Annotated in this window: 13 protein-coding genes; 5 read left to right on the plus strand and 8 right to left on the minus strand. The window is 68.7% G+C overall.

Annotation, left to right across the window (positions count from 1 at the left end; all coding sequences use genetic code 11):
• Positions 1-269: 269 nt before the first annotated feature.
• Positions 270-1331 carry a restriction endonuclease gene (locus tag VF665_RS19355; RefSeq protein WP_331055105.1) on the minus strand — a complete coding sequence of 354 codons (1062 nt, stop codon included), beginning with the start codon at positions 1329-1331 and terminating at the stop codon, positions 270-272.
• Between the two features lie 5 nt (positions 1332-1336).
• On the opposite strand from VF665_RS19355, the gene VF665_RS19360 reads away from it, so the two are divergent.
• A complete protein-coding gene (locus VF665_RS19360) occupies positions 1337-1498 on the plus strand; it encodes a hypothetical protein (RefSeq protein WP_331055106.1) in 162 nt (53 codons plus the stop codon).
• Between the two features lie 114 nt (positions 1499-1612).
• Here the strand turns inward: VF665_RS19360 and VF665_RS19365 are convergent, their stop codons facing one another.
• From VF665_RS19365 to VF665_RS19375, 3 genes are all read right to left on the minus strand, one after another.
• The gene (locus VF665_RS19365) at positions 1613-2026 is read right to left on the minus strand and encodes a DUF2321 domain-containing protein (RefSeq protein WP_331055117.1); all 414 of its coding nucleotides are present in this window, start codon (positions 2024-2026) and stop codon (positions 1613-1615) included.
• A gap of 1138 nt (positions 2027-3164) precedes the next feature.
• Positions 3165-4130 carry a metallophosphoesterase gene (locus tag VF665_RS19370; RefSeq protein ID WP_331055107.1) on the minus strand — a complete coding sequence of 322 codons (966 nt, stop codon included), beginning with the start codon at positions 4128-4130 and terminating at the stop codon, positions 3165-3167.
• A gap of 191 nt (positions 4131-4321) precedes the next feature.
• Positions 4322-5404 (minus strand): GIY-YIG nuclease family protein, encoded by a 1083-nt coding sequence (locus tag VF665_RS19375; protein ID WP_331055108.1) that lies wholly within the window; start codon positions 5402-5404, stop codon positions 4322-4324.
• Between the two features lie 372 nt (positions 5405-5776).
• On the opposite strand from VF665_RS19375, the gene VF665_RS19380 reads away from it, so the two are divergent.
• Positions 5777-6010 carry a hypothetical protein gene (locus VF665_RS19380; protein ID WP_331055109.1) on the plus strand — a complete coding sequence of 78 codons (234 nt, stop codon included), beginning with the start codon at positions 5777-5779 and terminating at the stop codon, positions 6008-6010.
• Between the two features lie 78 nt (positions 6011-6088).
• Here VF665_RS19380 and VF665_RS19385 read toward each other — a convergent pair whose 3' ends face one another.
• From VF665_RS19385 to purD, 3 genes are all read right to left on the minus strand, one after another.
• Positions 6089-7369 (minus strand): hypothetical protein, encoded by a 1281-nt coding sequence (locus VF665_RS19385; protein ID WP_331055110.1) that lies wholly within the window; start codon positions 7367-7369, stop codon positions 6089-6091.
• Between the two features lie 120 nt (positions 7370-7489).
• Entirely contained in the window at positions 7490-8305 is an 816-nt protein-coding gene (gene mutM / locus VF665_RS19390) for a bifunctional DNA-formamidopyrimidine glycosylase/DNA-(apurinic or apyrimidinic site) lyase (RefSeq protein ID WP_331055111.1), read from the minus strand.
• Complete coding sequence (purD, locus tag VF665_RS19395) at positions 8298-9590, minus strand: phosphoribosylamine--glycine ligase (RefSeq protein WP_331055112.1); 1293 nt, start codon at positions 9588-9590, stop codon at positions 8298-8300. The genes mutM and purD overlap by 8 nt, the downstream gene beginning before the upstream one ends.
• 251 nt (positions 9591-9841) lie before the next feature.
• Between purD and VF665_RS19400 the strand changes: the two genes are divergently transcribed.
• The 3 genes from VF665_RS19400 to VF665_RS19410 all read left to right on the plus strand — a co-directional run bounded on the left by VF665_RS19400 (position 9842) and on the right by VF665_RS19410 (position 12598).
• Positions 9842-10534 carry a tetratricopeptide repeat protein gene (locus VF665_RS19400; RefSeq protein WP_331055113.1) on the plus strand — a complete coding sequence of 231 codons (693 nt, stop codon included), beginning with the start codon at positions 9842-9844 and terminating at the stop codon, positions 10532-10534.
• A gap of 20 nt (positions 10535-10554) precedes the next feature.
• Positions 10555-11547 carry a prolipoprotein diacylglyceryl transferase gene (gene lgt, locus VF665_RS19405; RefSeq protein ID WP_331055114.1) on the plus strand — a complete coding sequence of 331 codons (993 nt, stop codon included), beginning with the start codon at positions 10555-10557 and terminating at the stop codon, positions 11545-11547.
• A 109-nt stretch (positions 11548-11656) separates the two neighbouring features.
• A complete protein-coding gene (locus VF665_RS19410) occupies positions 11657-12598 on the plus strand; it encodes a cation diffusion facilitator family transporter (RefSeq protein ID WP_331055115.1) in 942 nt (313 codons plus the stop codon).
• Between the two features lie 143 nt (positions 12599-12741).
• Here the strand turns inward: VF665_RS19410 and tnpA are convergent, their stop codons facing one another.
• The gene (gene tnpA / locus VF665_RS19415; RefSeq protein ID WP_331055116.1) at positions 12742-13158 is read right to left on the minus strand and encodes an IS200/IS605 family transposase; all 417 of its coding nucleotides are present in this window, start codon (positions 13156-13158) and stop codon (positions 12742-12744) included.
• Positions 13159-13476 lie beyond the last annotated feature (318 nt).

Below are 13476 nucleotides of genomic sequence, written 5' to 3' on the forward strand. Positions count from 1 at the left end.
AGCGAAAATCTTGATAGAGCAGGCGCGGTCGCGGCACCTCTCCTCCACTGGTAGATGGACGAACAGCCGATATTTCCCGCGAGGCTGTTGCGCCCAGACCTCGATGATAGGTCTTCCAAGTTGCAGAGGATAATACCAGGGGTTAGGGAAGCGCGGCCTAACGACGCAAGGGTCAGGGGTGCGGGGCCGGCGCGCAAGACCTTCATCCCGCGCCGAAGCATGCAAGGCCCCGCATCCCCTGCAGCCGATTGTTAGGCTGCGCAATGCTGTTAGATAGCGCGCGAGTGGCGAACGAGCAGTTCATAGAACTGCTGGAATGTCGGATGCACCGACAGAAGTTTGGATAGGTCGACCTTGGCAGGCACCTGCGCTATCGCCTCCCACTTCCGCGGACTCCACCTTCTACGGTCTTCCAGCCGGATTGAGGGATCGTTAGCGAATGGAGCGAACCACGCTTCAAGCCCCGGATCGACTACGATGATGTCCGCTTGATCCTCCAGGTGCTCCGCGATCAGACGCTCAGTTCCGCGCGGGTCGTAATCACCGTCTGCTACCGCAGCAAACGCAGCTGTGTCCGATAAGGACCTCCTGATCGTGTTCAGCACTCGAGGAATCGAGTGCTTTCCCATTGCGACCACGAAACGTACGTCTCCCGCGCGATTCTCATGCTGGAGAATGCGCCCCGCGAGAATGGTGAGGGCGGCTTCATCTCGCGGTCCTTCGCAAATGATCACGAGGGATGTCGGACGATCGTCACTGGTGCCCGCGACCTCAACGGTGGCTTTTGGCTCGCTGCGGTCGGCTGCCGCCGCAACCGTCAACTGAGTCGAACTCACCGGGAAGTAGACAACTCCCTCCTCGGCTGCAGCGCGAAGCTTTGCCCTGAGTACCCCGCCGAATCCTGCTTCGCTCGCGAGCGCGGCGATAATATCGTCCCGGTCAGCAAGGATGACGTTTAGCGTCTTGCCGAGCGTTAAAGCTTCCACCGCGTCCACGCTGTACCCGGAAACCGATACAAACAGACCGAGCGTTCCTGCAAGCTTTCCGTCGACCTTCCCTTTGAACGCGTAGATCGCGGAAGCTGGCAACGGATCGCGATGCCACTTGGCTTCAAGCAGGTAAACGCGTCCCGCGAGCTCAAACGAACCATCGATTTCCTCTCCATCAGGACGATACCGCGTACGGGGTGCCAAGTCACTCGCCGCGAGGAGGCTATGGAGGAAGACCTCGAACTCCTGACCACGCTTCCGCTTTGCGGTCGCGGGAGCGTCCGCAGCGAGCGACTCTAAAGCTTGGAATTGGGCCGTAAGCTTGTCTCGAATGAGGCTCATCGTCGATGGATCTGCTGGTCGCGGGATCGATGCTGGAGTTCGGCAGCAACATGCGCGAGGCGCTGGATGACGCACGAGTGGGTCCGGGCGCGGGGGTAGCACCGCTTGCGTCAACATTGAACGGCAGCCGCGGGGGCGATCACCTGCGGCTGCCGCGAATCGCTTGACGAGCGGCCTAACGACGCAAGGGTCAGGGGTGCGGGGCCGGCGCGCAAGACTTTCATCGCGCCCGAAGCATGCAAGGCCCCGCATCCGCTGCAGCCGATTGTTCGGCGGCAGTTCTACGCGCCGGGACCAAACAGCGACTTCTTCACCGCCTCACTTGCGATGTCCACTAGAATTGATCGCATCCCATCATAAGCCTCGCGGCCCACCTTCTTCATGATGTTCTTGTACTTGGCCTCTGCTACTTTTGTGCGGGGCGTGTCACGCACAAGGTCGTCAAGGCTCTCCTTCAGCGAGGCTTTCTCCTCAGCCGAAATTGTGTCCAAGGTTTCTACGAGTTCCTTGGCAGCCTCCAAACCACGGAGCGTCCACGGAAAGGGCTTTCCGCATGAGTTGCAGAATGCCGGCGCCGAATAGTGGGACACTGCGATAACTCCAGGAACAAAGTAGTCTCCGCGGATGGGAGCATTACAGTTCTGGCACTGCGTGATCGTCGGTTCTCCGCACTCGGCACAGAATCGGGCGCTGATGTTGGAAGAGTTCGAGTGCTAGAATTGGTGACGTGCCCATTCAGACAGATTTGAGCCACATCGTAGTAGGAATCGTCGTACATCTGCTCGGATGGTAGGTTCGGGCGAAGAGTTCTGGCGGAGCTGTACATGCCGCCTAACGCCCAAGGGTCATTGGTGCGGGGCCGCCGCGCAAGCCTTTCGCGCGGCTGAAAACATGCGCGGCCCCGCATCCACTGCAGCCGATTGTTAGGCGCCGGATAGCCAGCCCAAACACTGAACCAGAACAACGCGCCGAGGGTGGTGGCGCCGACGGGCCGCGGAGCTGGTGCGCACCGGCGTGGCGCGCCTGGAACTCGCCTGTTCAAGCGGCCCGCATCAGCCCAGCCGCGCCACACCGGAGCTCGCCGGAGCGCGTCCCCGCTTGGTGCGCGGCGTTGACTCACGCCAGGGATGCCTCGGCCCGGAATTCCTCGCGCGGATGCCTGTCGCCGCGCCGAGTGCGCGGCACGAAGCCTGTCCCGGCGGCGCCTAACTGGTTGTTCAGTGGACGGCTTTCCGGCCAACACCACGGTTCGGGGCACATAGCCGAACCGCTCCAATCCAGATAATACTCATCCCATCGAACGTCAAGCGCCATTGAATCTCGGCTTGGCGAGTCGTTGCGTCATGCGTCGGCGTGGCCGCACGCGCAATACGTACGGGCGGTGGCAGGATAGCGCTCTTGTTGCGTGCGCTATCCCGAAGCAACATGCGCCGCATACATTCCGTCCACTCCGCACCTCTGTGAGCCGGTGCCCGAGCCCAAGCTCCTGGACCAGGTCCGGCATACCGCCCGGCTGAAGCGCTTCAGCCCGCGCCCCGAGTGGGCGTCACGCGCAGAGGGTGTACAGGTCATAGTGCACCACGGAAGCGGCACCTCACGCGAGCCGGGCGCGCTCGAATACTGAGCGTTCCCACGGCTGGCTCTCGGTGAGCGCGACATGGCCACCTCACGCAAACAAGCGCTCTGCGCGACGGTTGCTCAATCGCGAAGTACTGCGGATCGTTTTACCGCATCCGGAGAGTGCCCGAGCGACTGAGCGAACGCCGAAAGGGGCTGGCACCCGCACGGCGCCAGCCCCTGATCTCAAAATCCCGCTCAGCCGTCCAAGGCGCGCTACGCCTCTTCCTCCGCCTTGCTGGTGTCGCGCTTGGTGGTGTCGGGCGTGAACTGCTGGATGAGTGAGTCCACGTTCACCGGAGCGGGCGCGGACGCCGAATCGCGCTTTGCCGCGCCGCCCACGGGCCGCAGCGTGACCAGGGCCACCTCCGGCGGCGCGCCGAACCGTACGGGGACGAACGAGAATCCCACGCCGCAGGTGATGAACAGCGTGCTGCCGCGCACCCGGTAGATGCGGTTGGTGCCCACGCCCGTCTCCTGCGGAAACAGCTCCGTGTTCACCCAGCTGAGCCGCGGCGTGCCGGGCACCTCCAGCCCGCCGCAGAAGGTGTGGCCGGAGAGCATCGACGGATACTTACCGGTGGGCAGCGTGGCGGCGGAAACGGGCATGTGCGAGAGCATCACCGGTGTGCGCCCCCCGCCCGGGATGCCCCCGAACGTTTCGGCGCGGCGCCAGTCCGGCCGGCGCGCCGTGTACGGATCGATCCCCGCGATGTACGCCGTGTCGCCGTTGCGGCCAAAGGGAACGCGCTGGTTCATCAGCACGCGGACCCCATTGCGCTCCAGCGCCTGCCGGGTGAGGATGGCCATGCTGTCCGGCTCGCCCTCCGTGTTCTCGGCCATGTCCTCGTTGCCGAGCACCGCGAACACCGGCCGCCCCTTGAGCGGCGCCAGAACGCGGTCCAGCGCCGCGAAATCGCCGCCGCGCCCCACGTAGTCGCCCAGCAGCACCACCAAGTCCGGGCGCTCGGCCAGCGCGCGCTCCACCGCCGCGCGCGCCACGTTGGCGTTGTCGGGCCACATCCCCAGGTGAAAGTCGGAAAGCGCGGCGATGCGGATGCCGTTCCATCCCTCGGGCAGGTCGATGACCTCAATCTCCACCGGGGTGACGCGGACGATCTCGCCGCCCGTGGCGCCGTACGGCGACCGGGCAGCCGGCGCGGCGGCCGTGTCGTCGTCCACGGCCGTGGCTCCGGCCGTGGCGGAAGGGCCGCGATTGCAGGCACAGACCGCGAACGCGGTGGCAAACAGCAGGAAAGGGCGGATGGACCTCCGCATCAACGGCTCCGTCGGGGGTTGCGTGCGCGCGTGGTTCTGGGGCAGGTGCCCGCGCCCGGCGGGCGCAACGGCCATGCCACGCCCCGCGCGCCCCCTCAGGCGCTGAGCGGAAGCGCCTCCAGGCGGGCGGGGGGAACGGTGTTCTGCAACTCGTCGGGCCGGGCGCGGAACCACCGCGCAATCAGCAGGATTTCGTCCACCTGATGCCGCTGCACCAGCGTGGAGGTGGGCTCCGGCAGCCCGAAGTGCTCGTCGCACAGCCGCTCCAGCCGCCGCCTCTCCGCCGCCGAGCGGGGCGCGGTAACCGCCGCGCGCACGGTGCCGCGGCGCACCAGGTACACCCGGTCGTCCTGGTCCACGCCGGGGACGCGGTACAGAAAGGTGAGCCCGTCCAGCGCCTCGCGCAGCCGCGCGAACTCGTCGCGCAGCGCCTCCAGCCGCTGCAGCCGGTCGCGCAGCAGCCCGGCGTACTCGTACTCCCACCGGTCCGCCGCGGCCTGCATGCGCTCGCCCAGCCAGCGCAGCGGCTCGTCGGCCTTGCCGTCCAGAAAGGCCCGGGCGAGGTCCACCCGCCGCATGTACTCCGTCTCGGCGCACCGCCCCGCGCACGGCCCCAGGCACAGCTTGAGCTCAAAGCGGTGGCAGCGGGGCGCGTGCTCCCACGAGAACAGGTCCGGCTGGTCGGCAAAGCGGATGGGGGTGTTGACCGGGCAGTCGCGCAGCCCCAGCAGGTCGTTCAGCTCGCGCACGGCTTCCTGAATGCGCCGGCCGCCGCGGAACGGCCCGTAGTAGCTGGCCGCGTCGTCGGACACGGCGGTCACCACGTACAGCCGCGGCGCGCTGGCCCCGGCGATCTTGAGGAACGAGTACCGCCCGTCCCGCTTGTGCTGCACGTTCATGCGCGGGCGGAACCGCTTGATCATCTCCAGTTCCCGCAGCAGCGCGGCGAACTCGCTGGGCTCGTAGTCCCACGCCAGCGAATGCGCGCCCTCTACGATGCGGTGCTGCTTTTCGCCCCGCACGGCGCGAAAGTAGGTGAGCAGCCGCGTGCGCAGCGACTTGCTCTTGCCCACGTACAGAACCTCCCCGTCCGTTCCCAGCCAGCGGTACACGCCGGGAATGTTGCGGGCCTCGCGCGCCACGGTGCGCAGCGGATGAGCGGGGGTGGAGGACTTCACCTGCAGGAGGGGTGCGGCGGAGAACAAAAACCGAATCCCGCCCAACCTAGTCTGCGCGCCGCGCAAGCGAAAGGGCTGCATGCGGCTGCGCGCGGCCAGGCATGCCGCGCGGCAGACTGATCACGTATTTCGTATATTGGTGACGGAAAAAGAGAGTTATGGCGGACGCTCGCTCACGCGTGAGTGGCGGGATTGCTGGACCGAAAGGGGGGATTCCGGGCGCTCCGTCCATGGCTTTTCCCATGATGGGGCGAGGGAGGTCGCGAAGGGAGCGATATTGGTTGGATGAGGGCATAGTGAACACGCGCTCGAAGCATTACATTGCCTTCACCCCAACACCCATCCGCCCCATCCGCTTCAGGAGTTCACCAGATGAAGACGTTTCGAGTTCTGCTCGGCGCAACGCTGATAGCCGCGCTGGGCGCCTGCTCCAACGGCCCCACGGAGCCGGCCGCGGCTGCGGGCACGCGCGGAGCGCGCGCCGTCGTTCCCATGGCGGCCGACACCACCGCCATCCCGCCCGCTTCCACCAGCGTGGCGACCGATCCCGCACCCACCACGCCGGTGCTGCGCGACAACGGCCTCATCGGCTCGGGCGGCGGCTGACCCACGCGACGTCGGGATGCAGACAAAAGAAGGGCGGGGCCGCGAGGCCCCGCCCTTCTGCAATCCCGCAGCCCGCGGCTACGCGTGCACCGAAGTCAGCGTGCGCACCAGATCTTCGGCCAGCGCGGTACCGGCCTCGGGTGCCGAAGGCAGCCGGCGCCGCGTATCCACCACGCGGTGGTGCCGAACCGACTCCAGCAGGGCCTCGGCCGAGAGCCGCACCTTGCCCTCCTGGCGGCGCGCGCCGATCTCCAGCGCCTCGCGCGCGGCCGTTTCGGCCTTTTCCCACAGCGCCAGGCTGGCGGCGCCGTGTCCCAGGTCCAGCATGCCCTGCGCGGCCCGTTCGTCCACCTGCGCGTTGTCCAGCAGGTCGTGGCAGCCGTCCCACGCCTCGCGAAAGCCGGCCCGGTCGCCCAGGCCGCCGGCCGCGCGGGCCAGGTTGCCCAGCACCATCAGCCGGTCCGAAGGCTCCGGCAGGTGCGGCAGCAGCGAGGTGAGGACGGGGACCGCGCGGGCGAACTGCCCCTGCGTGATCCACCAGTACGCCACGTCCTGCGCCAGGCGAAGCTGCTTGGGGTTGCGCGGGCCGTACGCCTCAAAGGCCGCGCGGGCCAGCTGCTGCGCCTCGTCCGGGCGGTTGGCTTCCACCATTACGCCGAACAGGTCGTGCAGCGCCATCCCCTCGATGGTGTGCAGGCTGTTTCGCTGCGCCGCACGAACTGCGCGCAGAAGGAACCGGCGCGCGCCCGGCAGGTTGCCGCGCTGCATGTTCAACCGGCCCAGCCCCACGAAGGATTCGGCGTAGGTGGCCCAGTCGCCCACCTGCCGCGAGAGCGCCACGGAGCGGCGGAACCACGTTTCGGCGCGCGCGTACTCGGCGCGGCGGCGGGCCAGCTTGCCCACCGCGAAGGCGATCACCGCGTCGCCCGGCGTAACCGTGGAGGCCGCCTGGCTGAAGGAAAGGGCCGTGGTCAGCATCCCCTCGTCGTCGGCCCACTGCGCGATGCTGCGGCAGGCCAGGGCGACGGTTTCTTCGGGAATGCGGGTGGGCTCGCCCAGCATGCGGGCCAGCACGGTCAGCGCTTCTTCCAGCTGTTCGCCCGGATCGCAGGCCAGAACCATGGCCATGCGCTGCGACTCCGCTTCCGGCGCAAAGAGTGCGGCCCTTTCTTCTTCGGGCGCCTCCGCCCAGAGCAGTGCGTCACGTAGCGACTGCCACAGTACCAGTCCCCTCTCCCCCGAAACCTCGTCCAGAACACCCAGTCCCTCAAACACCTCGTCCCCGCGCTTGAGTGCGGGCGGAACACGCCAGCGGCGCTGGGTTTTGCGGCGCGGAACCCGGAATTTGCGTTCTTGCATGATGGTCTGGCGGGGGGGAGGGGAGGGTCGCCGAACGAAGATTTGTCCGAAGTATAATGTAGCAGTTCAAAAAAGCCAGTGATCCGGCTCACACGGTGGCGCGAAAGTAGTCGATGGGCGTCACGTCTGGCAGGCACCGCAGAAGAAAGTGGACCGTCCGCCCTGCACGATTCGTTCAAGAGGGGCGCCGCAGACGGGGCACGGTTCGCCCTCCTGGTCGTACACCTGCAGCCGTGCCGCAAAGCCGCCGCGCTCGCCGCGCGCATCGCGGTAGTCCAGAAAGGTGGTGCCGCGGTGCTCGATGGCGTCGGTCAGGACGCGTCGGACGCCTTCCACGATGCGGGGTGCCTCTTCCGCGGTAATGGAGTGGGCGGGGCGGCGCGGATCCACCCCGGCGCGGAACAATCCCTCGCTCGCGTAGATGTTGCCCACGCCCACCACGCGGGCCTGGTCCATCAGCCAGGTCTTGATGGCCACGCGCGAGCGCCCCGCCGCCTGCAGCAGCCACTCCGCCGTGAAGTCGTCCGAAAGCGGCTCCACCCCCAGCTCGCCGTCCCAGGCGCGCCACGCCTCCTCTCCCACGATCCACAGCCGGCCAAAGCGCCGCGCGTCGTGGTAGCGCAGTTCGCGCCCGCCGTCCAGCGCAATGCGCACGCCCAGGTGCCCCGTGTCCGGCTCGTCCGCGCGCGCCACGAGCAGGCGGCCCGTCATCCCCAGGTTCACCAGCAGGCGCTCGCCGCCCAGGTCGGTGACGATGTTCTTGGCGCGGCGCGTGACGCCGCGGATCCGCTTCCCTTTCAGGTGTTTCGCGAACGCCTCGGCCGCTTCGCCCTCGATCAGGTCCGGACGAAGTACCTCCACCTTTCCGATCCGCGCGCCGGGAAGCAGGTGCGACAGGTCGCGGACGATGGTCTCCACTTCCGGAAGCTCAGGCATGCGTCCCCTCCCGCGCGGCCTCGCGCCAGCCGATGTCGCGCCGCAGCAGGCGGCCCTGGAACTCGATGCTCTCCGCCGCGGCGCGGCTGCGGGCGGCCGCCTGGGCCACCGTGGGGGCGAGCGCGGTGACGGCCATCACCCGGCCGCCGGAGGTCACCAGCGCTCCATCCGCCTCGCGCCGCGTCCCCGCGTGAAACACGACGACGTCATCCATCCCCTCCACCTCGGGCGGAAGGTGGATGGGGAGGCCGGTGGCGTAGTCGCCGGGATAGCCGCCGCTGGCCAGCACCGTCGTGACCGCGGCGCCGGGGTGCCACTCCAGCGTCATTCCCGCGATGGATTCGCCCCGGGCGATGGCCAGCATGGGCTCCAGCAGCGACGAGCGGAGCAGGGGAAGCACCACCTGCGTTTCCGGATCGCCGAAGCGGCAGTTGAACTCCACCACGCGCGGCCCCGTGGGCGTCAGCATCAGCCCGGCGTACAGCAGCCCGCGAAAGGGGTGCCCCTCCCTGGCCATCGCCGCCACCGTGGGGCGCAGGATGTCGCGCTCCACCTGCTCCATCAGCGCCGGCGTGGCGGGGGAGACGGGGGCGTAGGCGCCCATCCCGCCGGTGTTTGGCCCCGTTTCGCCCTCGCCCACGCGCTTGTGGTCCTGCGCGGGGAGCATGGCGATCACGTTCTCCCCGTCCGTCAGGGCAAAGACGGAAAGCTCCTCGCCGGTCATCCGCTCCTCCACCACCACCTGCTCGCCCGCGGCCCCGAACGCGCCCCCGGCCATGGTGTCGCGCAGCGCGGCGGCCGCTTCCTCCGCGGTGTCGCACACCACCACGCCCTTGCCCGCCGCAAGGCCCGACGCCTTGACCACGACGGGGCCGCCCAACCCGCGCACGTGCGCCTCCGCCTCGCCCAGGCTTTCGAAGACGCGGAAGTCCGCGGTGGGGATGCCGTACTTCGCCATCAGCGTCTTGGCGAACGCCTTGGACGATTCGATGCGCGCGGCGTCCTTGCCGGGGCCGAACACGCGCAGGCCGTGGTTGGTCAGGTGGTCCGCAATCCCCTCGGCCAGCGGCGCCTCGGGGCCGATGATGGTGAGGTCGATGCCGTTCTGCTCCGCCCAGCCGGCCAGCGCCTGCATTTCTGCCGCGGCCAGGGGAACGGACTGCGCCAGCCCGTCGGTGCCGCCGTTGCCGCCGGTGACGAACAGCTCCGCGTGGGGCGCGTCGCGCCGCAGCTTCCAAAGGAGCGCGTGTTCGCGCCCGCCGTTTCCAACCACCAGGATCTTCAACCGTCGCGCCTGTCCGGGGTGCAAGCCAGAGGAGCGGGCAACGTACGCATCCCCCGCCCCGCGATCAACGGCGCGCCGCGCGGGACCGTGCGGAAAGGGCGGGGCGCCGGTTGACCAACGGCGTACCCCGCGATAGGTTTACGCGATTCCGCGCGCGCCACGATGGCGTGCGCGGAACTGTTTCGCGTCCATTCCGGGCACCGGCGGCACGCCGCGGTCCCGTCCTCCCAATCGACTCTGAGGGTCCCCGCATGGCTTCGTCCACCGCCGCCCGTTCCCGCCAGCTGCAGAACTCGCTGAACTCCGACGACGCCGCGGCCCTGCGCGCCGCGGAACTGGCGGCGTGGGCGCGGCGCAACGCGAAGGTGATTCTCACCGTCGCCGGGATCGTGGCCGTGCTGGCCATCGGCTACGTGTACTACCGCATGGACCGCGCGCGCCGCCACGAGGCGGCGGCCACGCAGTTCCTGGCGCTCAGCCAGAACCCCACCGTGGCGACCGCGGCGGGCGCCGGGCAGGTGGAGCAGTTCATCAAGCGCCACGACGGCACCACGGAGGCCGACCAGGCCCGCCTGCTGCTGGCCGAGATCCGCATGAACGCGGGCCAGCCGGGCGAGGCGGTCAAGGTGCTGCAGCCCATGTCGCAGAAGAGCGGCGCGCTGAGCGCGCAGGGCGCCATGATGCTGGGCTCCGCGCAGGCGCAGGCCGGCAACCGCGCCGCCGCCATCACGGCGTACAACCGCGCGGCGGAGCTCGCGGCGCTCCCGTACCAGCGCGTGGAAGCGCTGGGCCAGGCCGCGCTCATGCACGAGCAGAGCGGCGACTTCAAGGGCGCGGCGGCCATCTACACCCGGCTGCTGGCGGACGCCGAAGAGGGCTCGCCCCAGGCCACCGTGCTGCAGATGCGCCTGGCCGAAGTGCAGGCGCGGGCCGGGGGCCGCTGACCGCGGCCTCCTTCGCTCCCGTGAACGCGGCGGCCCTGCCGGGCCTGATCGAGATCCCGTATCCCTTCGTCGACCCGGTGGCGCTGCATCTGCCGTTCGGGTTCGCGATCCGGTGGTACGGGATCAGTTTCATGGTGGCGTTCGGCGCCGGGTACTGGCTCATGCGGCGCCTGGCCGCGCGCGGGTTCGTGAAGCTGACGGCGGACCAGGTGGGCGACCTGCTCTTTGCGCTCATCCTGGGGGTGATTCTGGGCGGGCGGCTGGGCTACGTGCTGTTCTACGAGTTCCCCAAGTTCGCCGCGAATCCGGCGGCCATCATCCGCATCTGGGAGGGCGGCCTGTCGTTTCACGGCGGGCTGGCCGGCGCGGTGGCGGCGCTGGCCTGGTTCGGGCGCAAGCACGGCGTTCCGCTGCTGCGGCTGGGAGACGGGCTGTCGCTGGTGGCCACCCCGGGAATCTTTTCCGTGCGGATGGCCAACTTCATCAACGGCGAGCTGTACGGCCGGGTCACGACGGACGCGGTGCCCTGGGCCATGCGCTTTCCCACGGACCCCGACGCCACGCGGCTGATCGGCGCGGCGGGGGCGCGGGGGCTGCGCGGCCGCGAGGAGGCCATCGCCGCGGCGCGGGAGTCCGGGCTGTGGGAGCAGGTGCGGCTGCAGGTGCCGCTGCGCCATCCCTCGCAGCTGTACGAGGGGCTGCTGGAAGGGCTGGTGCTGGGGCTGATTCTGTGGGGCGTGTACGGGTGGATGCGGCGCCGCGGCATCCGCCTTCCGGACGGGACCATCGGGGGGATGTTTCTGCTGGGGTACGGGCTGTTCCGCTCCTTCGTGGAGCTGTTCCGCCAGCCCGACGTGCAGTTCACCGACCAGGGCGACAAGCTGGGCACGGTGCTGGGGCCGCTCACCATGGGACAGACGCTGAGCATGGTGATGATCGGGCTGGGGCTGTTCCTGGTCATCCGCGGGGTGCGCCGGCTGCGGTCCGCGCCGCCGGGCGCGGCTCCGGTGTGATGGACTGCAGAGGCGCGCTCCGGCGCGCCTTTTTCGTTGGATGACGGAAACCGGCTGATTGGACCACGGGAATCGGCCCGCCAGACACCCCTTCTCTTTCGCGACACCGATGGGCGCGGGACACGATCACGGGCACGGACACCACCGGCACAGCCATGGCCATGCGGCCGGCGCCAACACGCGCCGGCTGAAGCTGACGCTCGCGCTGGCCGCCGGGTACCTGGTGGCCGAGGTGGTGGGCGGGATCATGGCCAACTCGCTCGCGCTGCTGGCCGACGCGGGGCACATGCTGAGCGACGTGGGCGCGCTGGGGCTTTCGCTCTTCGCCACGTGGATGGCGCAGAAGCCGGCCACCGCGCGGCGCACGTACGGCTACCACCGCACGGAGATCCTGGCGGCGCTGGCCAACTCGGCCACGCTGATCGGCGTGTCGCTGTTCATCTTTGCCGAAGCGGTGCAGCGGTTCCGCCATCCCGAGCCGGTGATGGGGTTGACGGTGATGGGGATCGCCGTGGGCGGGCTGGTGGTGAACCTGGCGGGGATGCTGATTCTGCACGGCGGGCGCGACGAGAGCCTGAACGTGCATGGGGCGTGGCTGCACCTGCTGACGGACGCGCTGGGGAGCGTGGGGGCCATCCTGGGCGGCGCGCTGATCTGGGGGTTCGGGTGGGCGTGGGCGGACCCGGCGGTGTCCATCGCCATTGCCGTGCTGGTGCTGTACTCGTCATGGGACCTGCTGAAGGAGAGCGTGTCGGTGCTGCTGGAGGGTGCGCCCGGGCACATTGACGTGGAGGCGGTGCGCGGGGCGATGATGGAGGTGGAGGGAGTGGAGGACGTGCACGACCTGCACGTGTGGACCATCACGAGCGGGCTGGATGCGCTGAGCGCGCACGCGGTGGTGGACGAGGTGCCGGGGCGGCGCGCGGCGTCGGAGGTGCTGTATGATCTGCACTGCATGCTGCACGACCGTTTTGGCCTGCACCACCTGACCATTCAGATTGAGCCGCGCCAGTTCGAGGAGCACCGGTGCGCGGCGCTCGCGGGGCGGTAGGGCGGGGGGTAAGGCGGGAGCAACCGCGGAGCGGTGTGGACGTAAAGGTCGCGGGGGCGGGCGGGTCTCCGCCCGGCGGTTGAAACCGCGCCTCGAAAGACACGAAGTCCGCCTCCGCGGACTGGACGGAGGGCGCGGAGGGGTCAGCGCGACCCCACGCGTTCCAGGGCGCGGCTCAGGCGGTTTTCGGCGTGATGTCGTTCCTGGTTGTGAATGTACGCGGAGACGGCCGGGACGTGCGTTCGGGAGATGGAGAACGCGCCGTAGCTCCCCTGCCACTTGAAGAAGGCGCCAGGCCGCAGCACCCTCGGTGCCAAGTGCGATGATCCACCCTTCATGCTCTTCACCACGTCGCCCACGCTGACCGCGGTCGACATCTGCACGAGGACGTGCACATGATCGGCGATGCCGCCCACCGCCATCGCCTCACATCCTGCACGGCGCGCCTGCTCGGCGATGGCTCGGTAGACGGGTGCGCGGATCTCCTCGTCGATCAGTGGGAGCCTGTCCCACGTCGCCCAGATCAGGTGCACGTACAACCGTGAATAGCGGTCGCGCATCGCAGACTCCTGAACTCACACCCGTCCCCAGCCGCAGTCCGCGAAGGCGGACTTTGTGTTTTGCGAGGCGCGGTTTCAACCGCCGGGTTTTACCCGGCGAGCAGCACCACATCCCGAATCCACTCGGCGAATCAGCCTGCCTCCCGCCGGCCCCGTCCGCAGCCGCAGTCCGCGAAGGCGCAATACCGTTGACTTTACAGCACTCCCGCGCCATTCTGGAGTTCATAACCTCTGCCCAGGAGAGTGGTTATGGCTCGCACCCGGATGGTCCGTCCGGAGCAGGATCTGAAGCTGACCGACCTGTTCACCCTCGGCGCG

The organism is Longimicrobium sp. (assembly GCF_036387355.1).
GTDB lineage: Bacteria > Gemmatimonadota > Gemmatimonadetes > Longimicrobiales > Longimicrobiaceae > Longimicrobium.

Coding starts and splice junctions, on each gene's coding strand:
- mutM (WP_331055111.1), bottom strand. CDS start 8,305: ATGCCTGAGCTTCCGGAAGTGGAGACCATCGTCCGCGACCTGTCGCAC.
- tnpA (WP_331055116.1), bottom strand. CDS start 13,158: ATGCGCGACCGCTATTCACGGTTGTACGTGCACCTGATCTGGGCGACG.
- VF665_RS19355 (WP_331055105.1), bottom strand. CDS start 1,331: ATGAGCCTCATTCGAGACAAGCTTACGGCCCAATTCCAAGCTTTAGAG.
- VF665_RS19400 (WP_331055113.1), top strand. CDS start 9,842: ATGGCTTCGTCCACCGCCGCCCGTTCCCGCCAGCTGCAGAACTCGCTG.
- VF665_RS19385 (WP_331055110.1), bottom strand. CDS start 7,369: ATGCAAGAACGCAAATTCCGGGTTCCGCGCCGCAAAACCCAGCGCCGC.
- VF665_RS19410 (WP_331055115.1), top strand. CDS start 11,657: ATGGGCGCGGGACACGATCACGGGCACGGACACCACCGGCACAGCCAT.
- VF665_RS19380 (WP_331055109.1), top strand. CDS start 5,777: ATGAAGACGTTTCGAGTTCTGCTCGGCGCAACGCTGATAGCCGCGCTG.
- VF665_RS19360 (WP_331055106.1), top strand. CDS start 1,337: ATGGATCTGCTGGTCGCGGGATCGATGCTGGAGTTCGGCAGCAACATG.